This is a genomic window from Thermodesulfovibrio sp. TK110, assembly GCF_054658355.1.
Genome location: NZ_BAAHNB010000001.1, coordinates 205,069 through 226,115, shown reverse-complemented (window position 1 = coordinate 226,115; position 21,047 = coordinate 205,069). Strand labels below are relative to the sequence as shown.

Genomic DNA, 21,047 nt, shown 5'->3' with positions numbered 1-21,047 from the left:
ATTTTATGAAAAAATTTTTAAGGAGGAACTAGATGAACTGGCAGGATGTGAAGAAAAATGCAAAAGAAAAGTTAAAACCTTACTGCCGTGTATGTCCTGTTTGCAATGGCATTGCCTGTGCAGGAGAAGTTCCTGGCATGGGAGGGGTTGGAACTGGCGCTTCTTTCAAAGCTAATATTGAGGCTTTAAATAAGATTAAACTCAATCTTTCTACTATTCATAATGTGAGAGAACCTGATACAACATTGGAAATTTTTGGCCAGAGTCTTTCTCTTCCTGTGATGGCTGCTCCTATAACAGGAACAACATATAATATGGGAGGAGCAATTACAGAAGAAGTTTATACGGAAGAGGTAATTGCAGGTTCTATTATGGCAGGAACAATTGGCTGGACAGGTGATGGAGCAGATCCAACAATGTATGGGAGTGGAATTAATGCAATTCAAAAAAATAATGGTAAAGGAATTCCTATAATTAAACCAAGAGCACAGGATGAAATAATCAAAAGAATCAGACAGGCTGAAGACGCAGGAGCAATAGCAGTGGGAGTTGATATTGACGGAGCAGGACTTATCACAATGGCACTTAAAGGACAACCTGTAAGTCCAAAATCTCCAGAGGAGATTGAAGAACTCGTTAAAGCAACAAAACTTCCTTTTATTTTGAAAGGCATAATGACTATCAGAGAGGCTGAGATTGCGTATAATATAGGAGTAGCTGCCATTGTTGTATCAAATCACGGTGGAAGAATTCTTGACCATACTCCAGGTGTTGCAGAGGTTCTGCCAGAGATTACTGAAAAATTTAAAGGTAAAATTACAATTATTGCAGATGGCGGAGTTCGCTCTGGTGTGGATGTGCTTAAACTTCTTGCTCTTGGTGCTGATGCTGTGCTTATTGGAAGACCTGTTGTTGTAGCGGTTTTTGGTGGTGGAAGAGAAGGTCTTAAGCTTTATTTTGACAATATAAAGAATGAACTTAAACAGGCAATGCTTCTTACAGGGGTTGCATCTGTAAAAAATGTTCCAAAAGCCATTTTAAGGGTCTAACTTTATACTGCTCAGGCATATTGCCTGAGCAGCTACTCCTTCACCTCTTCCAATAAATCCCATACCTTCAGCTGTTTTTGCTTTAATGTTTACTTTTAATCCAAGTTTTTTGAAGTTTTCAATCATTGCTGGTATATAAGGGCTGAGTTTTGGTTTTTCAGCAAACACTGTGCAGTCAATCCAGATTGGTTCAATTTTTTGCTCTCTTATGAATTTCAAAGTTTTCTCAAGTAAAACAAGGCTTGAAATATCCTTATATTGAGGATCTGTATCGGGAAAATGTTTTCCTATGTCACCTGCTCCTGCAGAACCCAGTATTGCATCAATTATTGCATGAATGAGGACATCAGCATCTGAATGCCCTTCAAGCCCTTTTTCATAAGGAATTTCAACTCCACCAATCACAAGTTTTCTTCCTGAAACAAGTCTGTGGCTATCGTATCCTATGCCAACTCTTATATTCATGCTGAAAGTTTTAATATCGGTTAGATTGAGAATTGATTTCATCTTTTCAATGTCCTGCTTTGTTGTTATTTTAATATTTTTTTCATCACCATCAACAATATAAACTTTGCCGCCATAGCCCTCTACCAAAAAAGCGTCATCAGTTCCATAAACTCCTTCACTGTAAGCTTTTTCGTAAAACTCAAGAATCTTTTTAAACCAGAATGCCTGTGGTGTTTGAACTGCTCTGAGAATTTCTCTATTAAGGGTCCCGCCAACAATGTTTCTGCTTTTAATCCATTTAACTGTATCAGTTATTTTTGTTACTGGTATTACACCGTCAATCTGTGGATTCATGGCATTAAAAACCCTTTCTATCAATTCTTTACTGACCAGAGGACGAGCTGCATCATGAATTAAAACAATCTCTGTATCCTCAGGCATTAATTTAAGTGCATTATAAACAGAATCCTGTCTTTCCTTCCCGCCTTCAACGATTTTCTTAACTTTTTTAATATTAAAAATTTGCAGATAATCACGAAGTTTTAGGACTGCATCTTTTCTTGTTACAATCCAGATATCATTGATAAACTCAAGTTTTTCAAAAGCTTGCACAGCCCATATAAAAATTGGCTTGTCATTTACTTCATAAAACACTTTATCTGGAGAGCCGAACCTTTTTCCGAAGCCTGCTGAAACAATTATGGCACTACATTTCATGATTTGTTTCAGAAGATGATGCTTCAATTTTTGGTTTGCCAAATATCATTCTTCCAGTTCCTGTTTGCAAAACACTATGAATTACTACATCCATAGTTTTACCAATATATTGTTTTCCTTCTTCAACAACTACCATTGTTCCATCATCAAGATAAGCAACTCCCTGATCAGGCTCTTTACCCTCTTTAACTATAAAGAGCTTTAAGACCTCACCTGGAAGCACAGGAGGTCTCATTGCTTGAGCAAGTTCATTCATGTTCAGCACAGGCACTCCCCTTAATTGAGCAATTTTTATAAGGTTTAAATCATTTGTAATCAGTGTGCCTCTAAGAATTCTTGTAATTTCAACAAGTTTTGTATCAACTTCCTTTATTTCAGGAATGTCTTTTTCTACAATCTCAAATCTTATCTTTTCTGCTCTTTTGATTCTCTGAAGTACATCAAGAGCTCTTCTGCCTTTTGCTCTTCTAAGAGGGTCTGGTGAGTCTGCAATGTGCTGGATTTCTCTTAAAACAAATCTTGGAATCAATACTGTACCTTTTATAAAGCCTAAATCTACAAGATCAGCAATTCTACCATCTATGAGAACATTGGTATCAAGGATTTTTGGCTCTTCCCATATAGCCTCTTTTTTAATTATCCATAAAATATCTCCAATTTTAATTGTTTTAGCCTTTTTTAAACCAAAAATTGCACCAGCATATCCAAAGCCTGTAATAATGATGAAAGCAATTGCGTAAAGAGTTGAAGATAAAATTAATAGAGGGATACTGAGAAGAAATCCAGAGAGAACTCCGAAAAAAAGCCCTAAAAATCCAAACAGTATTTGTGAACTATTCATTTTTTTCAGTTTTGAGTATAGGAAAAGCAGTAAAAAAATACTGCCTGATAAAACAGTCAAACTTTTAATAATGGGATTGACAAAAAATGAATCACTTAAGCTGGATAAACTAACAATACCCACAGTTATCACAAAAATAATAACTAACAGGCTCATCATCCCAGAATCATATAAAATTTTTTTCCACTTCTATTTATCAAAACCAGAACATCAGATCTTGAGATTCTCTGTATTGCCTTTTGAAAATCAGATACAGACTGTATCCTCTGTCTTTCAATCTCCATTATGAGATCTCCTTTTCTAAGTCCTGTTGTTTCAGCAGGTGAGTTAGGTTCAATTTTATAAACAACAACTCCTCTGTCTTCCTGATCAACTCCAATCTGTTTTGCCATTGATGGGTCAAGCTCAATTACGGATAATCCTTTAAAAGGATTTTCAGGCTTTCCTGTTGATTTTTTTAAGATTTTTGTCTCCTGAATCTGCTCTGAAGGAAGTTGAGCAATTGTCACTGGTATTGTATAAATCTGACTATCTCTGAAAATTTTTAGATTTATGATTGAGCCAACTTTGCTTTGAGCAACAAGATTTCTTAGTATAGCACTTTCTGTTATCTGTTTACCGTCATATTCAAGAATTATGTCACCTCTCTGGAGTCCTGCTCTGTAAGCAGGCGACTGTTTCGCTACATCTGTAATTATAACTCCATATGCTTCCTTTAAATTAAATCTTTCTGCAAGCTCTGCTGTCAAATCCTGAACCATTATTCCTATCCATCCCCTTATTACCTTGCCTTCTTTTATTAGACTGTCTTTTATCACACGAGCCATGTTGCTTGGAACAGCAAATCCTATTCCCTGATACCCTCCTGTTCTTGAAAATATTGCTGTATTTATTCCTATGATTTCTCCTTTTATGTTTACAAGAGGACCTCCTGAATTTCCAGGATTAATTGCTGCATCTGTTTGAATAAAGTCTTCATAATCAGCTATTCCTACATCTGCTCTTCCTGTAGCACTTATAATTCCCATTGTAACTGTATGAGTTAATCCATAGGGGTTACCAATGGCAAGAACAAAATCTCCCACCTGAAGATTGTCTGAATCTCCCCATGGAGCAACTGGTAAATCCTTTGCATTTATTTTGATTACTGCAAGATCTGTTTTTGGGTCAGCTCCTACTAAGGTGGCTTTAAATGTTCTTCTATCATAGAGAGTTACTTTTATGTCCTCTGCCTGTTCAATAACATGATAATTTGTAAGAATATATCCATCAGAAGAAACAATTACTCCTGAACCCATGCTCATTTCTTTCCATTTTTTACCCTGAGAGTTTCCAAGAGGTGGTAAAAACTCAAAAAGCTCTTCCAGTGTTGGTGGACTCTGAACTGTCCTTGTTGTAGAGATATTTACCACTGAAGGAGAAACTGCTTTAACTATCTCAGCAAAGCTTTTAACAGGCTCAACAAAGCTTCTATAAACAGGGATAGACTGTCTTGGTGTGCTTATTAGATAAAATGCTACTGCTCCAACTAAGCATCCAATGAGAAAAGTTAAAACAATCAGAGCAAGTTTTTTTCTTGTCATTCTATCCTCTTTTAACCATTTTTCTGATTTCTCCAATCCGAAGAGTTATTTTGTGGGAATCAAGATGTTCAAGATATGCTATAGCATATCTTCTTGTTGTATTAAGAAGAGTTCTGAATTCAGAAACTGTCATCTCATTCTTTTTTGAAAAGAAATCTTTAAGCAGTTCAAGCATTTTATTATAATTTTCCACTGGAAGATACAGGGAGTCATTTATCCGAACTATTTTTCCTTTTCTGGCAATTATTTTTAATATGTCTGATAGTTTTGATTCAGAGATTGAAAGTTTTTGAGCAATCTCCTCTTTAAGCGGAGGTTGAAAATCTCTTTGAAGTTCTTTTATTATCTTTTCCTCTATCATGGGATCAATCTCTTCCCTCTGTGCTGACTTTAGCTTTACTGTATTGCCTTGTAGTGAAACTTCTTCAATATAGGGTAAAAGCATTAAAACCTCAGGAGATCTATCAAAAGAAAGTTTTGTTTTCAGTTCCTCCTTTGGTAATCCTTCTTTAAGAGGATTTGCTTGATGAAACTCCTTGAGAAAATTTAAAAGACAAGATTTGAAACTATTGAAAACATCCATGTGAAAAAGATGATTTTCAGCTTTTATAATCTTTCGTTTTTCCAGAAGTTCATCCACAGCTTTTTTAATCTCCTTTAAATCTGCATTTATCCAGCCTTCAAGCTCAGATATTGAAATTCCAGTAAATGCCTTTCTTTTAATTTTGACTTCTATCTTTTCTGAAAGCTTGCCAATGGAAAGCAATTCAAGATACTCTGGCTTTAGTTCTTTCTTTTTTATTGGTGGCTGAGGATCAAGAACCACTCCTCCTCCAAGAGTTTCAAGTGGAGAGAATCTTCTTAAAATAAATTTATCCTGAGCCATTGCAACTATGGGTTGCTGTAGATTCACATAAGCAAAGGCTTCTTCTTCAGGTAAAATTTCAGCTTTATTGAAAAGTTTTATTTTTCCTACTGTTTCCGATGTGGTAAGATAAAAATGAACAGGTGCTCCATTTTTCAATGGTTTTACATCTTTTAAAAGCTTTATCTTTACTTCCAGAAATGTGGTGGGTTTAAGTTTTTGAGGAATGGTGACAACATCTCCTCTTTTAAGTTCTTCCTTTGATACTCCCTGAAGATTTATTCCAACTCTCTGTCCTGCATAGGCTTCATCAAGTTTTTGTCCATGACTCTGAAGTCCTCTTATTTTTGAAGTAATTCCTGCAGGAATAATTTCTACCAAAGAGTCAACAGAGATTTTACCTGAAAGAACAGTGCCTGTAACAACAGTTCCAAAGCCTTTTAAAGAGAAAACTCTGTCAATTGGCATTCTGAATATTCCGCCTGTTGATTTTTCTTCCACTGATAAGGCAAGCTCTCTGATTTTTTCCTTTAAAAGTTCAATATTGTATCCAGTTTTTGCTGAAACTGGTATTATTTGAGCATTCTCAAGAAATGTTCCTTTGACAGCTTCTTTTACATCTTCTTTTGCAATTTCAATTGTTTCTTCATCAACAAGATCTACTTTATTCAGAGCAATCAATCCTGATTTTATTTTTAGCAAATCACATATTGCAAGGTGTTCTTTTGTCTGAGGCATAACTCCTTCATCTGCAGCCACTACCAGCATGACTATATCAATTCCACCAACTCCTGCAAGCATATTTTTAATAAGTCTTTCATGTCCTGGTACATCAACTATGCCAACAATCAAGTCTGGATATTTGATGTTTGCAAAGCCAAGATCAATTGTTATCCCTCTTTCTTTTTCCTCTTTGAGTCTGTCAGGATCAATACCTGTTAATGCTTTTACTATAGCACTTTTACCGTGATCAATATGTCCTGCTGTGCCAAGAATTACTTTTTTCATCTGCTGAGTTCAACAAAATTTCTCAGAAGCTTGAGTCCTGTTTTCTGTGATTTTTCAGGATGAAACTGTGTGGCAAAAATGTTTTCATAAACTATCATAGATGTGAAATCAATTCCATAATCTGTAACTCCAGCAATAATTTTTTCATCTTCAGGGACAACATAGTAAGAGTGAACAAAGTAAAAATAGGATTTATCAGGAATGCTCTCAACTATTTTGTTTTTCTTTTTAAACTTAACTGTATTCCATCCCATATGAGGTATTTTGTATTCCTTTGGAAGCTTAAATCTTACAACCCTTCCTTTAAATATCTCAAGCCCTTTGCAGAATCCGAACTCTTCAGATTCACTGAAAAGTATTTGCATTCCAAGACATATTCCAAGATAAGGTTTACCATTAAAAATTTCTTCCTTTATTGTTTGTAAAACTCCCAATTCTGAAAGGTTTTCTATACAGTCACGGAAAGCTCCAACACCTGGAAGCACCAGAGCTCTGGCATTTTTAATATCCTCTGAATTTTGAGTGATTTTTATCTGAGCTCCCACTGCTTCCAATGCTTTTGAAACGCTTCTTATATTTCCCATTCCATAGTCAATAACTGCTATCATCATTAAAAGTTTACCATAAAATAAAAAGTTTTTTTAAATTTTCCCAATCATCATATGGCTTAAACACAGCATCTTTAAAGGTTTGCACTTTAAGGCTTCCATCTGGTAATTCTTTAATCTGAATTGCTCCATCTTCATCAGTTCTATAGATTTTGCATTTTTTATTAATATTTTCAATAACTTCTTTATGAGGATGTCCATAGGGATTTTGTTTTCCTGTACTTATTATGCAAATCTCAGGCTCTGTAGCTTTATAAAACTCTGGATAAAAAGAGTGTTTACTTCCATGATGGGGAATTTTTACTACCTCTGATTTCAAGTAATTCACAGGAATTGTCTGCAAAGCATTAATTCCAGCATCTGATGTAAAGAGGAAACTTTTTTTAAAACATTGAAGTTTAAATATTAAGCTTAGTTCATTACTGTCTTTTGATAGAGAAGGACTCCAGAATCCTTTATAAGGATGAAGTACTGTGAAAGAACATCTGCCTACCTTTAAAACATCTCCTCTTTCAAGATGTCTGATTAAAATATTATTGACAAGCTCTTTATTGTAATTAATATATCCTGTATCCCATATTTCTTTTATCTTGAAGTTTTGCAAAATTCTTTCAAATCCTCCTGCATGATCCTTTTGCTCATGGGTAATAATAAATATCAGTTCCTCAGCACCATAGGCTTTAAGAAACTGAGTTGCCTCCCATCCTGTTTTCCCTGTATCTATAAGAAAAAATCCAGATGGATTTTTTAAAACTGTTGATTCTGCCTGACCCACATCAAGAAATGTAATTTTCAAGCTTTCTCTATCTTTCAAATGCATAAAAAAAGGGATTAATATAGAAGTTAAAAATAAAATCATGGAAAAACCAAGCATTAGTTTTTTGCTTCTTCTCAAACAATAAAAGCCAAACAGCAAAACAAAAACAGCCATATAGAAATTAACTAATGCCACAGGAGGAATTGGAGGAATCCATATTGATGAATGTTTAAAAGAGGCAAGAATATGCATTGTTTTAAAAGAGAGCTTTCCAATAAAATCAATTAACTCTGGCAAAGGATAGTATCCTGTAATCAAAAAAATTGCCACAAAAAATAGGTGAAGAGGAAAAAGAACCATTCCAATTAAAAGCCCTACTGTAAGGTTTGCTAAAGGAGATATCAAGGATAAATAGTGAAATCTGTAAATTATCAGAGGTGCTGTAATTAGCGTTGCTGAAATACTTATAAGAAGGCTTAAAAGGGGATATGAAACTCTTTTTGGAATTTTATCTTTAAAGCTTTTATAAATATCTGATGCAAAGCCAATTCCTAAAGTGGCAAGAAAGCTTAGTTGAAAGGAAATATCTTTGATTGCCTGAGGTTCAAGAATTAAGATTACAAGACATGCAAAGCTTACAGTAAAAATCCACATGGATTTTCTCTCTGATAGAACTCCTATCATAAAGAGTATTGCCATAATAAATGAGCGAGTGCTTGGATAGTTTGGTTCAACTATAAGAAAGTAGCATAAAATAACAGGAAAGGTAAAAACAATGGCTAATTGAGAAGGCTTCCAGTAAAGGGTAATTCTTAACAAAACAATGTATGGAAGCCTTTTAATTAGAAATTTTAATATGACAAAACACACTGTAAATAAAAGACTAAAATGAGCTCCTGATATACTGAGCAGATGAATCAGCCCTGTTTTTCTGAAGTCTTCCTGAATCTCTAATGGAATTAAAGTTCTTTCACCTGTTGTCATTGCAATGAGTGTTCCAGAGATTTCTTTATCTATGCTTTCTGAGATTTTTTTATTTATTTTTTCTCTTATTTCCTCAACTGTAGTTTTATTAGAGTGCTCTTTCAGCTTTTGTTTTTTCAAAAAGCAGAGAGAATCTCCATATTGATAGGGATTTAAATGCTTTTTACCCATAAGGCATTCTATTTCGTAAGTTTCTCCTTCATTTAATGGTTGTATTGAGTATAGTTTCAGGAAAGTTTTTTTAATTTCAGGATCAGAGTTAATAATCTTAAACTCGTATATATTGCCACTTTTATTTTTTAAATATCCTGTAAAGCTCATGTTTTCAGGTACTGTATCATCTTTAGTGTAAGTGATACCTGCATAAAGAATTCCAAGAACTATTGATATTGCAAGAAATGTAGCGATGAGCCTGTTATTTTTAAAAGCAAAAATTAAAAGAATTGAAAGAGCTATTGTTATTACAGGGAAATAACTAAAAAGATATCCAAGAAAAATTCCTGAAACTAAACAAGGAACAAAAGGCATCAGGAGAGTTTTTGTTTTATCAACTCTTCCAGTTCCATTAAAATCTTATGAGCTCTTTCTGAGTCTTCTTCTTCCACCATAACTCTTATTTTTGGTTCTGTTCCTGATGGTCTTATAAGTATTCTTCCATTTATTTCCTTTTGAAGCTTTGATATTGTGCAATTTAAATCTTCAAGTTTTTTTATAGCCTCCTTTTTTGAAATTCCCTCAGGAATTTTGATGTTCTTTAAAAGTTGTGGATACCTTGGTATTTCCTTTGTTAATTCACTGAGAAGTTTACCATTTTTCATCATAATATAAGCCATCTGAACAGCTGTTATTGCTCCATCTCCTGTGCATGAATAATCAAGACATACAATGTGTCCTGACTGTTCTCCACCGAGATTGTATCCACCTTTAAGCATCTCTTCCACAACATATCTATCACCAACCTGTGTTCTTATGAGTTTTATCCCTCTTTGGTTGAGATAGTTTTCAACTCCGCTGTTTGTCATAACAGTGGCAACGACTGTATTTTTTTTAAGTTTTTTTTCTTTTTTCAAATTCATTGCCCATATAGATAGAATAAAATCACCATCAATAATGCTTCCCTTTTCATCAATTAAAATTGTTCTGTCTGCATCTCCGTCATGGGCAACTCCGAGATGTGCCTGAGTTTCTCTGACTTTTTTTATCAATCCTTCAGGATAAAGAGCTCCACATTCTTTGTTTATATTCAGCCCATCAGGCTTGTCATTGATTGTTATTACTTCTGCTCCAAGTTCTTTAAAAAGTGTTGGAGTGATTTTATAAGCTGCTCCATTTGCTGGATCAATTACTACTTTAAGTCCTTCAAAACTGAAATTTTTTGGTAGAGTTGATTTAACAAACTCTATGTATCTTCCTGTAGCATCTTCAATTCTAAAAGCTTTTCCAAGAACCTCTGCAGATGGTCTTTTTTGAGGGAAATCAGGATCTTTTAAAAGTTTTTCAATAGTGCTCTCAATATCCTCAGACAGCTTAAAGCCATCATTTGAGAATATCTTTATTCCATTATCAGGAAATGGGTTATGGGAAGCTGAAATTACCACTCCAGCATCCTGACGCATGCTTTTCACAAGAAAAGCAACTGCTGGAGTGGGAATTGGTCCAACAAGATAAACATCTCCTCCCATTGAAGTTATTCCTGCTGTTAAAGCTGATTCAATTACATAGCCTGAGATTCTTGTATCCTTTCCAATTAGAATTTTTGGCTTGTGAGAAATCCTTTGTTTTAAAAGAAAACATAGAGACATACCTGCTTTCATGCATAATTCAGGTATCATTGGATACTGATTTATTGTTCCTCTAATTCCATCTGTGCCAAAAAATGTCATCGCTTCCTCCCCAGTTTTACATTTATATAAACTGTGTCCTGGTTTGTTCTGAAAATTTTTCCTTCAGGATCTATTTTTACTTGAATTTTCAGATCTTCATTGATCCCTTCTATATCCACTGGCTCGGTTTTTATGACACGAATTCTGTTTAGTTCCTTTTTTGCTCCTTCTATTTTTATAGTATGAGGCTCAGAGCTTACTGATGCCACATAAAATCCTCTGGCAGGACTACCAGAGAGAACTACTTTTACAGGAACTTCTTTCTGTGATTTTTCATCCATGTAAACTTTTACCTGGGATGGTTCAATTCTTAATATTTCAATTCCTCTTGGCAGTTTAATAGAGGATTTTGTTATAGGAATTGAATTTTCACCAGGTTTAGTATTTGACAAGTCAACCACTACTCTGATATTATTTTGAGTTAATTCTTTAAGAATTCTTTCCCTTGCAGAGATTACAATTGTTACTTTTTTTACATTTTGTTTCAAAATTTCCATCTCTGCTGGAGTATTTTTAAACTCTACAGGAACTTCAACAGATGTTTCTGTTTGTCCTTTAAAAGTAACAAAAAACCAGAGAAATATTGCTAAAGCAATGGATATTAACTTAAATGTGAGATTTTCCGCTAAAAGCTTTTTTATAATTCTCCTCATTTCCTTTATCTTTCCGTTGTAAACAGATTTGTTAATTTCTCTCTCAGAGTTTCAATATCAAGGTTGCTGAGAAGCTCTCCATTTACTGCTAAAGAGATACCTCCTGTTTCCTCTGAAACTATCACAGCTACAGCATCTGTTTCTTCTGTAATACCAAGAGCAGCTCTATGCCTTGTACCATATGTTTTCTTTAAGTCTGCTCCGAGCTTTATGGGAAGAAAACATCCTGCAGCTACTATTCTATTCTTTTTTATGATTACAGCACCATCATGAATGGGGCTTGTGGGATGAAATATACTCATTAAAAGCTCTTTTGTAACCCTTGCTTCAAGAGGAACACCTATCTCAACGTAGTCATTGAGACTTACATTTCTTTCAAAAACAATTAATGCGCCTATTTTTTTGTTAGCAAGCCCCTGGCTTGCCTTAACTATTTCTTCAATTGTTTTCATTTCCTCTGCAGAACTGAATCTATGAAGTATAGGAGTCTCTCCCATCTGAGCAAGGGCTTTCCTTATCTCAGGCTGAAAAAGAATTATTAAAATTATCACTATCTGAGTCCAAAAACTCTGAATAAGCCAGTCAAGAGTATAAAGTTCAAGAAATCTTGAAATTAAGGAAATTGCAAGAAGTACTCCAACTCCGATGAGCATTCTTGCTGCACGAGTTCCTTTAACAAGAATAAATATTTTGTAAATGATAAAAGAGACAATGGCTATATCAATTAAATCCTGCCACCTTAGTTGATCAAAAAATTTTTCCATATTCTCAAGATAAGGCTTCTTTATTAATTTTTATTGAAATATTTGTTCTAACAGCTTTTAAAAATGATTTAAGAAAAACTTCATCAGATATATCAGCTTTATCCTTTGCTAACATGATAATTTGTAAGGTTTTTCCAATAGTTATATCTCTTTGCAAAGAAGCCTCATACTGCTCAGGAGTAATTCTGTTAAGTCTTAAAATTTGAAAATATATATCTTTCTGAAAAATTCCATTTCGTTGAAATCTCGGATCATTAATAATTGCATCCTGAATTTCTTTTTCTGTTGCTTCTATTCCATACTTTTTTGCTAAATAAAGCAAAACTTCCTCATTAATTAAGTCTTCAAGCACTTTTTCCTTCAGGTTCTGCTCTATTTCTGCTGCCTTATCTTTAAATACTTCCCTATAAAGCCTTCTTGTCTCTTCATATTTTCTCCAGAATCTCTCTGCTGAAATTTTCTGTCCTTCTACTTCTGCCACTGTAGCAGAATGCTGTTTATCCACAGTTCCTACACCCCAGAAAACAAAAGTGATAATTACAAGGAAAAACAAAAAGTAAAAATATTTTGCATTTTCTCTGAGTGTTTTTATCACAGTAGACCTCCTCTCAATAAATTAACTCTTTTACTTTAAAAGAATTTTTTAACATAAGGCAAGCTATGATATAATAAAAAAGCTCAAATCAAAACTTTATGAGGTGAAATAATGCCTATATATGAGTATGAATGCAAAAAATGTGGAGAGGCTTTTGAGTTACTCGTTTTTGGGAATAAAAATGTTTCCTGTCCTAAATGCGGGTCAGAGGAAGTTACTAAAAAATTTTCAACCTTTGCAATGAAAGGGGTGCAAAAAGGAAATTCCAAATGTGCTTCCTGCGGAGCCTCTTCGTGCAGTTCCTGTAAATAATTTATCAATCTTCATTCATATACCAGAAGATTGTAAAAAGGAGCCAGTATGCCAGATGTTCTAAAAGTTAATATTGAAGAAGAAATGAAAACAAGTTACCTTGATTACGCCATGAGCGTAATCATTGGTAGAGCACTTCCTGATGTGAGAGATGGACTTAAACCTGTGCAGCGCAGAATTCTTTATGCTATGTTCAGAGAAGGACTTCTTGCCGGGAAAAAGTATTCAAAGTGTGCTGGTGTTGTTGGTGAGGTTCTGAAAAAGTATCATCCCCATGGAGACCAGGCTGTTTACGATGCTTTAGTCAGGCTTGCACAGGATTTTAACATGCGGTATCCATTAATTGATGGGCAAGGAAATTTTGGTTCCGTTGATGGAGATCCTCCAGCAGCCTATCGTTATACAGAGGCAAGACTTACAAAAATAGCTGAAGAACTTCTTCAGGATATAGATAAAGAAACAGTTCCATTTATTCCAAACTTTGATGGAACCACTGAAGAACCTCTTGTGCTTCCAGCCAGAATTCCCAATCTTCTTATAAATGGGTCTTCAGGAATTGCTGTTGGAATGGCAACAAACATACCTCCCCATAATCTCCATGAAATCATAGATGCGTTGGTTAATCTTCTTGAGAATCCTGAGATTTCATTAGAAGAACTCATGAATTTTGTAAAAGGTCCTGATTTTCCAACAGGTGGCACAATTTATGGCATAGAAGGAATTAGAGACCTTTATTTAACAGGTAGAGGACTTATTAAAATAAGGGCAAAAGTTAAAATTGAAAGAGAGACAAAAGGTAAAAAACCTAAGGAAATTCAACTTTTTGAAGCAGAGACAGAAGGCAAAGCAGTTAAAGAAAGAATTGTAATAACAGAAGTTCCTTATCAGGTAAACAAAGCCAAGCTTATTGAAAAGATTGCAGAACTTGTAAGAGAAAAAAAGATTGAAGGAATAACTGAAATAAGAGATGAGTCAAACAGAGAAGGTATAAGAGTTGTTCTTGAGCTCAAAAAAGGTGAAATGCCTCAGGTAATTCTCAATAATCTTTACAAACATACCCAGATGGAAACAACCTTTGGTGCAATAATGCTTGCAATTGTTGATGGACAACCAAAAATTTTAAATCTTAAGGAATCTTTATGGGAATTTCTCAAGCACAGAAAAGATGTTGTTCTTAAAAGAACAGCCTTTGATCTAAAGAAAGCAGAACATCAGGCTCATATTTTAGCTGGATTAAAAATTGCTGTTGAAAATCTTGATGAAGTGATTTCCATTATAAGAAAATCACAGAATCCTGAAGAAGCTAAAATTCGCCTTATGAGCAGATTTCCTTTAACAGAAACTCAGGCACAGGCAATACTTGATATGAGACTGCAGAGACTTACAGGATTGGAAAGAGAAAAGATAATTCAGGACTATGAGGCAATTCTGAAAGAAATTGAACGACTTAAAGCAATACTTGAAAATGATGCTCTTGTGAGAGAGATTATCAGGGATGAACTTATTGAAATTAAACAAAAATACAGTGATGAAAGAAGAACCCAGATAATAGCTGAAGTAAAGGAAATAAATGTGGAAGATCTCATTGCACAGGAAGATATGGTAATTACGCTTACACATCTTGGCTATATAAAAAGAACTTCTCTTTCTGATTATCGCAGTCAGAAGAGAGGTGGTAAGGGACTTACTCCAATGGAAACATTCTCAGAAGATTATCTCACAGATGTGCTTGTTGGTTCAACACATGACCATATCCTTTTTTTCAGTAATTTTGGCAAGGTCTACTGCCTTAAAGTTTATCAAATTCCAGAGGCAGGAAGGCTGTCTCGTGGAAAAGCAATTGTTAATCTATTGCAATTAGGTGAAGGAGAAAAAATTACCACTGCTTTGATATGCAAAGACCTTGAAAAGGGGTTCCTCATGATGTTTACAAAAAAGGGATTTGTTAAAAAAACATCTCTTGAAGAGTTTAGAAACATTCGCAGTAAAGGTGTTATTGCAATAGATCTTGAAGAGGCAGATGAATTAATTTCAGTAGTAAAGACAGATGGACAGAATCATTTAATAATTGCGACCAAAAAAGGAATGTCAATAAGATTTGATGAAAAAGATGTAAGACCAACTGGAAGAACAGCACGAGGTGTAATTGGAATCAGATTTTCAGAAGAAGGCGATGAAGTGGTATCTGCAGATGTGGTATCTGAAGGCTCCTATGTTCTTACAATTACTGAAAAGGGAATTGGTAAAAAAACGCCAATTAAGGAGTATAGACTTCAGCATAGAGGAGGTACAGGAGTAAAAAACATTAAACTCTCTCCAAAAACAGGCAATGTTGTAGCATCTTTGCAGGTTAAAGAAGAGGATGAAGTTATAATCTGTAGCAGTAGCAAAATGCTGAGGCTTAAAGTTTCCCAGCTGAGACCTCAGGGAAGAGCCACAACAGGTGTTAGATTAATAGAGCTTTCTAATGACGACACTGTAGTTAGTGTTGGCAGAATTCTGGAAGGAGAGGAAAATGTCAATTTATAATCTTGATTATTTCTTTAATCCAAGAAGAATTGCAGTGATTGGAGCTAATGACACACCTGGAAGCATTGGCTATACGGTTTTTAGAAATCTCATTGGTGAAGGCTACAGAGGAATTGTTTATCCTGTAAACCCAAAAACAGATTCTGTTCAGGGAGTTGAGGCATATAAACACCTGAGTGATATCTCAAAGGAGATTGATCTTGTTGTTCTGGCAGAAGAATGTGGCACAGATGTTCTGGATATTCTTGAAGAATGCGGGCAAAAAGGCGTTAAAGGCGTTATTTTGCTTTGCCCTGATTTCAGAACAAAGGTTAAAGAAGCAATGCATCTTGAAGAAAAAATAGAGGAAACTCACCGAAAATATGGTTTCAGACTTCTGGGACCAAATACTCTTGGTTTTATCAGACCAGGAATAAATTTAAATGTAAGCCTTTTCAGAAGGAGACTTAACAAGGGCAACATTGCATTGATAGCACAGAGTGCAACCCTTTCAGTTGCTCTTTTAGATAGAGCTGCTGATAAAAATATTGGATTCAGTTATTTTGTCTCTCTTGGTTCTGACATAGATATAGACTTTGCTGATCTTATAGATTTTTTCGGTGTTGACCCATCTACAAGAGCAATTGTTATATATATGCAATCTATTAAAAATGGAAGAAAGTTTATGACTTCTGCCCGCTCCTTTGCTTTTTCAAAGCCTATAGTCATAGTAAAATCAGGAAAATTTGTAGAATCCCTGGAAGTTGCCTTAACTCACTCAGGACTTCTTGCAGGTGAAGACAAAGTTTATGATGCTGCCTTTAAAAGAGCTGGTGCAGTAAGGGTTGATGAAATGCTTGATATGTTTTATATTACAGAAACTCTTTCAAAGCAACGGAGACCAAGAGGTAAAAGGCTTGCAATAATTACAAATGCTGGAGCTCCAGCTGTTACTGCTGTTGACAGCCTTCTTAGACTTGGAGGAGAGCTTGCTGAGTTTTCAGAGGAAACAGTAAAAGAACTTGAAGGCAATGTGCCAACTCGTTTTATTAGAAACCCTTTAGACTTAGTTTCAGATTCAAAACCTGACCACTATGAAAAGGCTTTGAGAATAATAATAAAAGATAAAAATGTAGATGCAGTATTAGTAATGTTGACTCCATCCTTGGGAACAGAGCCTGTTCAGACAGCTCACTGCGTTATAAAAGTAGCAAAAGAAAATCCATACAAACCTGTGCTTACCAACTGGATGGGTGCAGCACTGGTCAATGAAGCAAGGGAATTGCTCAATTCCCATAGAATTCCAACATTTGTAACCCCTGAACAGGCAGTAAGAACATTTATGTATATGTATCGTTATGATTTTAACCTGAAACTACTTCTTGAAACTCCTCAGACAATCCTTAAGGATGTTAAATTTGATACTGAAAAAGCAGAAAGCATAATAGAAAAGGCAATTTCAGAAGGAAGGTCTATACCAACATTTTTTGAAGCCTCTGAGATTCTTTCCAGCTATGGAATTCCTGTGATTCTTACAAAGAGAGCTAATAATCTTGAAGAACTTAAGCAAGCAATAGCTGAAATCGGATATCCCATTGTTTTAAAGATAGACACACCAAAAATAATACATAAATTTAAAAAAGGTGGAGTAATTCTGGATATAAGAGATGAACTGGAAGCTATAGAAGGATTTAAATGGCTTAAGAGACTTGCTGAAGAACACGGAGACCCTGAGGCTTCTGTTATTGTTCAACCAATGGTTATAACATACGGATATGAAATCGCTCTTGGAGCCAAAAAAGACCCAACCTTTGGCTCAGTTATTCTATTTGGTACAGGAGGAAATCTTCTTGAGGCACTTGAAGATTACTCAGTAGGGCTTCCGCCTCTTAATCAGACTCTTGCAAAAAGACTGATGGAAGAGACAAAAATTTATCGTTACCTTAATAAATATCCCTACTATGAAGATATCTTACGCAGGCTTGAAGAGACTGTGGTAAGATTCTCTTATCTTATATCAGATTTTCCCCAGATAAAGGAGTTTGATATTAATCCTATATTTATCACTGATTCAGAAATATTTGCCCTTGACTGCAGCGTAATTCTTGATAAAACAGCACCAAAGAAAAAGGCAGTAATCAAGGGAGAGTTTTGCCCACCCCACTTAAGTATATGTCCATATCCAGTGCATCTTTATAAAGAAGTGGAATTAAAAGATGGAACAAAGGCAATTGTAAGACCCATTAAGGCTGAAGATGAATCTCTTATTGCAGCTCTGCTTGGAAGATGTTCCGAAAGAACAATAAGTTTGAGATTTTTCCAGAGAGCAATTGATTTGAGGCATGAAAATCTGGTCAGATTCTGTCAGGTTGACTATGATAGAGAGTTTGCCTTTGTATGCGTTGTTAAGGATGGTAAGGAGGAAAAAATTGTTGCAGATGTGAGACTGTCAAAGGACCCTGATGGCACAGATGCTGAAATGGCAATTTTAGTTGAAGATGCATGGCAGGGAAAAGGAGTTGGAAAAGCACTTTGCAGTTATGCTATTGAGGTTGCAAGGGACTTGGGTGTAAAAAGAATTTGGATGGATATTTTAAGAATAAATACTTATATGCTTGGACTTTCAGATAGATTAGGATTCCAGAGACATCATGTTGAAGAGGAAAGTGTCAAGGTATTATTAAATCTTGATAATACTTAATGAGTGAAAGAATTCTTATAGTAGATGGAGATGGAGCTTTAAGAGAGAGCTTAAGTAATTATCTGAAAAAACGGGGTTTTACTGTAGATATAGCAGCAACACTTCAGGAAGCGATAAATACTTATGCATCCTATATTCATGATTTTGTAGTTGTTGAAATAGAGCTCCCAGATGGAGATGGACTGGAACTTATAAGTAAAATCAAATCTTTAAATCCCTCTGTAAAAGCTATTGTAACTACATCTTATCCTTCAATAAACTCTGCACTTAAAGCATTGAAACTTAAAGTGGATGATTATCTTCTAAAACCCTTTGTTTATGATGAGATCCTGATGGTTTTCAAGCAACCAAAAGAAAAAAAAGAACCTGAAAAAATTATTCCAGCCTCTGAAGAAAAAGTTTTTTCAATAATCGGTGAATCATTGGAAATTAAACTTTTACTTGAAAAGATAAAAAAGATAGCAAACACTCCAACGAATGTTTTACTTCTTGGTGAAACAGGAACAGGTAAAGAGCTTTTTGCAAGAGCAATTCATGAAGCAAGTTATAGAAAGAAAAAACCATTTGTAGCAATTAATTGTGCAAGTCTGCCTGAGAATCTTCTTGAGTCAGAACTTTTTGGTTTTGTAAAAGGAGCATTCACTGGTGCTACCTTTGATAAAAAAGGACTTCTTGAAATAGCTGATGGAGGCACTGTATTTCTTGATGAAATTGGTGATATGCCAATAGGTCTACAAGCAAAACTTTTGCGAGTTATTGAAGACAAAGAAATTCGCCCTCTTGGCAGTGTTACCACTAAAAAGGTTGATCTTAGATTTATCTCAGCCACAAATAAAGACCTGTTAGAAGAGATAAAAGAAGGTAAATTTAGAGAAGATCTTTTTTTCAGGCTGAATGTAATAACACTTCACATACCCCCTCTCAGGGAACGAGGGAAAGATATAGAAATTCTTGCATATCACTTTATGAGAAGATTTTCTATAAAGATGGGTAAAAACATTAAAAAATTTGAGCCACAGACAATACAGATTCTGCTGAGATATCCCTGGCCTGGAAACATAAGAGAACTTCAAAATGTGATAGAACAGGCAGTAGTGTTTGCTGACTCAGATACAATAAAGCCTGAGCATCTTCCAGAACACGTAAGAAACATGAAAAGCATTTCAGAAAAGAAAAAGGATATTCCTCTTATTTCAATTGAAGAATTTACAAAAGAATTTATTTTAAAATATCAGTCAGTTTACACTGAGCAGGAGCTTGCAGACATGCTTGGAATAACAAGAAAAGCTCTCTGGGAAAAGAGGAAAAAATGGGGGCTTCCAAGACCTGGAGATAAAGTATGAAAAGCAAAAATTAGGATATATAATAGTTTGCTTCATAGTTAATTTTGGCATGAGTTGATTATAAAAACAGGATCTAAGAGTTTTAAAAATCAACTGATAAATTTACCTAATCCAAAACTTGTATTTTTGCCTATATGAAGTATCTCTGCAGCCTTTATATATGGAAGAAATGGCGTAATATTTCCTTCATAACTTATCTCACCAATTAATCCTCCCATTTTCATTCTTGAATTCTGCCTTGAAGAGTATCTCTCCCAGTCATACCATCTGAGTCTGGAATTAATGGTTTTAACTTTTTCTGCCTCTTTTATTACTTTTTGAACTGCAAAATCTGGTAACTGTCCACCGCAGTGAAAATATGCAAGAAGAGTAAGCCTTCTTAAAATACTCCTGATTAAAATATGAAAATCAAGCTCAGTAACGAATTTTCTCTGATACTTTATTCGTAATGGTGTTATCAATTTTAATTTCAGCCTTTCTACTGAATTAGTAATCTCAAATTTAGATGGTATTTCGATGAATTTAGGATAACTTTTTTTCAGAATGCCCTTACTATAAATAATGTTTTCATCAACTCTTACCTCTCTAAGAGAATATTTACCCCTGCCTTTTCCAATGCCAGTTTTACCAAGTTGCTCAAAGGTATAGATAAAGTAAGGGATGTAATCAATTGCAGAGCCAATGAGAATAAGATTGAAAGAAATGATCTTTCCTTGAGGAAAGTATTGTTCTTCATATTCAGGTGGTTCAATTATAAAGGGATGGGGAATTTTTTCGTATTTATTCATATTGAGTATGATGGAGTTTTCTGCTGGATAAGTTTCAAAAATATAAGAATAGACACATTGTTGCTTCATAATGCATTCTTTGCAATCCATTAATCTCAGAGGACAGGCAACTTTTCTAAAAACATTTCCAAATCCACCCCTGAAGGTTGAACCTTTATAATAAGGTAGATAAAGCGGGTCAATTGCTTTTATATAGAAAGTGTATTTTTGATAAAAAATCTTCATAGTCAGTAGGGAGAATGGTCAAAAATTACAACATCTCCTGTTACAGGACTGCGATATATGAGTTTCACAGCCTTCCCATGCAGGGCATGGACAAGCTTCAAATAAAGCCATATTGGTCCTTGTCCTGTTAGTATTATTTCGTTCCCTTCTCCTGCAATTTGTAATGCTTTTTTTATGTAAGTATGTATATCCTTTATTTTTGCCTGGTCTCCTTCATATAAATCTTTAATATCAATCACTATCTCAGCCATGCCTTATTCCTTCATAATTTTTAGTTCTTTTCTTATTATCTGTTCAAAGTTTGTAAGTTCATCAGGTTTTATTATCTTAGTATTGAACTGCTCTGCCCTTGCGCTGACAGAAGCTCTGATTTAACCATTTTTGATAATATTTGCTGCTGTTGTAACATAAAAACT

The 21,047-nt window shown here is 34.8% G+C and carries 17 protein-coding genes; 5 read left to right on the top strand and 12 right to left on the bottom strand.

Annotation, left to right across the window (positions count from 1 at the left end; genetic code table 11):
• Positions 1-32 precede the first annotated feature (32 nt).
• Positions 33-1,049, top strand: a complete 1,017-nt coding sequence (locus tag ACYQ3X_RS01210) for an alpha-hydroxy-acid oxidizing protein (protein WP_460180020.1) — start codon at positions 33-35, stop codon at positions 1,047-1,049.
• On the opposite strand, the gene ispD is transcribed toward ACYQ3X_RS01210, so the two are convergent.
• The 10 genes from ispD to ACYQ3X_RS01160 form a co-directional block, all read right to left on the bottom strand.
• Complete coding sequence (ispD, locus tag ACYQ3X_RS01205; RefSeq protein ID WP_460180019.1) at positions 1,038-2,213, bottom strand: 2-C-methyl-D-erythritol 4-phosphate cytidylyltransferase; 1,176 nt, start codon at positions 2,211-2,213, stop codon at positions 1,038-1,040. The two genes, ACYQ3X_RS01210 and ispD, sit on opposite strands and share 12 nt — an antisense overlap.
• Entirely contained in the window at positions 2,203-3,054 is an 852-nt protein-coding gene (locus tag ACYQ3X_RS01200; RefSeq protein ID WP_460180018.1) for a PIN domain-containing protein, read from the bottom strand. Before ACYQ3X_RS01200 ends, ispD begins: the two co-directional genes overlap by 11 nt.
• Before the next feature lie 155 nt (positions 3,055-3,209).
• On the bottom strand, positions 3,210-4,637 hold the full coding sequence (locus ACYQ3X_RS01195) for a DegQ family serine endoprotease (RefSeq protein WP_460180017.1): 1,428 nt from the start codon (positions 4,635-4,637) through the stop codon (positions 3,210-3,212).
• Position 4,638: 1 nt separating this feature from the next.
• Complete coding sequence (gene selB, locus ACYQ3X_RS01190; protein WP_460180016.1) at positions 4,639-6,510, bottom strand: selenocysteine-specific translation elongation factor; 1,872 nt, start codon at positions 6,508-6,510, stop codon at positions 4,639-4,641.
• Positions 6,507-7,121, bottom strand: a complete 615-nt coding sequence (gene hisH, locus ACYQ3X_RS01185) for an imidazole glycerol phosphate synthase subunit HisH (protein ID WP_460180015.1) — start codon at positions 7,119-7,121, stop codon at positions 6,507-6,509. Before hisH ends, selB begins: the two co-directional genes overlap by 4 nt.
• 7 nt (positions 7,122-7,128) lie before the next feature.
• A complete protein-coding gene (locus ACYQ3X_RS01180) occupies positions 7,129-9,387 on the bottom strand; it encodes a DNA internalization-related competence protein ComEC/Rec2 (RefSeq protein ID WP_460180014.1) in 2,259 nt (752 codons plus the stop codon).
• On the bottom strand, positions 9,387-10,742 hold the full coding sequence (glmM, locus tag ACYQ3X_RS01175; protein ID WP_460180013.1) for a phosphoglucosamine mutase: 1,356 nt from the start codon (positions 10,740-10,742) through the stop codon (positions 9,387-9,389). Before glmM ends, ACYQ3X_RS01180 begins: the two co-directional genes overlap by 1 nt.
• Positions 10,739-11,395 carry a CdaR family protein gene (locus ACYQ3X_RS01170; protein WP_460180012.1) on the bottom strand — a complete coding sequence of 219 codons (657 nt, stop codon included), beginning with the start codon at positions 11,393-11,395 and terminating at the stop codon, positions 10,739-10,741. Before ACYQ3X_RS01170 ends, glmM begins: the two co-directional genes overlap by 4 nt.
• 5 nt (positions 11,396-11,400) lie before the next feature.
• On the bottom strand, positions 11,401-12,159 hold the full coding sequence (gene cdaA, locus ACYQ3X_RS01165; RefSeq protein ID WP_460180011.1) for a diadenylate cyclase CdaA: 759 nt from the start codon (positions 12,157-12,159) through the stop codon (positions 11,401-11,403).
• Between the two features lie 4 nt (positions 12,160-12,163).
• Positions 12,164-12,754: a SurA N-terminal domain-containing protein gene (locus ACYQ3X_RS01160; protein ID WP_460180010.1), complete on the bottom strand. Its 591-nt coding sequence runs from the start codon at positions 12,752-12,754 to the stop codon at positions 12,164-12,166.
• A gap of 111 nt (positions 12,755-12,865) precedes the next feature.
• Here ACYQ3X_RS01160 and ACYQ3X_RS01155 point away from each other — a divergent pair, with 111 nt between their 5' ends.
• Genes ACYQ3X_RS01155 through ACYQ3X_RS01140 form a run of 4 tightly spaced genes read left to right on the top strand, consistent with a single transcriptional unit; the run spans position 12,866 to position 19,618 of the window.
• Positions 12,866-13,066: an FmdB family zinc ribbon protein gene (locus ACYQ3X_RS01155; RefSeq protein WP_460180009.1), complete on the top strand. Its 201-nt coding sequence runs from the start codon at positions 12,866-12,868 to the stop codon at positions 13,064-13,066.
• A 48-nt stretch (positions 13,067-13,114) separates the two neighbouring features.
• On the top strand, positions 13,115-15,595 hold the full coding sequence (gyrA, locus tag ACYQ3X_RS01150; protein WP_460180008.1) for a DNA gyrase subunit A: 2,481 nt from the start codon (positions 13,115-13,117) through the stop codon (positions 15,593-15,595).
• Positions 15,582-18,275, top strand: coding sequence for a bifunctional acetate--CoA ligase family protein/GNAT family N-acetyltransferase (locus tag ACYQ3X_RS01145; protein WP_460180007.1), 2,694 nt, complete (start codon positions 15,582-15,584; stop codon positions 18,273-18,275). The genes gyrA and ACYQ3X_RS01145 overlap by 14 nt, the downstream gene beginning before the upstream one ends.
• The gene (locus ACYQ3X_RS01140; RefSeq protein ID WP_460180006.1) at positions 18,275-19,618 is read left to right on the top strand and encodes a sigma-54-dependent transcriptional regulator; all 1,344 of its coding nucleotides are present in this window, start codon (positions 18,275-18,277) and stop codon (positions 19,616-19,618) included. The genes ACYQ3X_RS01145 and ACYQ3X_RS01140 overlap by 1 nt, the downstream gene beginning before the upstream one ends.
• An 89-nt stretch (positions 19,619-19,707) precedes the next feature.
• Here the strand turns inward: ACYQ3X_RS01140 and cas6 are convergent, their stop codons facing one another.
• Positions 19,708-20,631, bottom strand: coding sequence for a CRISPR system precrRNA processing endoribonuclease RAMP protein Cas6 (gene cas6 / locus ACYQ3X_RS01135; protein WP_460180005.1), 924 nt, complete (start codon positions 20,629-20,631; stop codon positions 19,708-19,710).
• 2 nt (positions 20,632-20,633) lie between these two features.
• Positions 20,634-20,882 carry a CRISPR-associated protein Csx3 gene (locus ACYQ3X_RS01130; protein WP_460180004.1) on the bottom strand — a complete coding sequence of 83 codons (249 nt, stop codon included), beginning with the start codon at positions 20,880-20,882 and terminating at the stop codon, positions 20,634-20,636.
• Positions 20,883-21,047 lie beyond the last annotated feature (165 nt).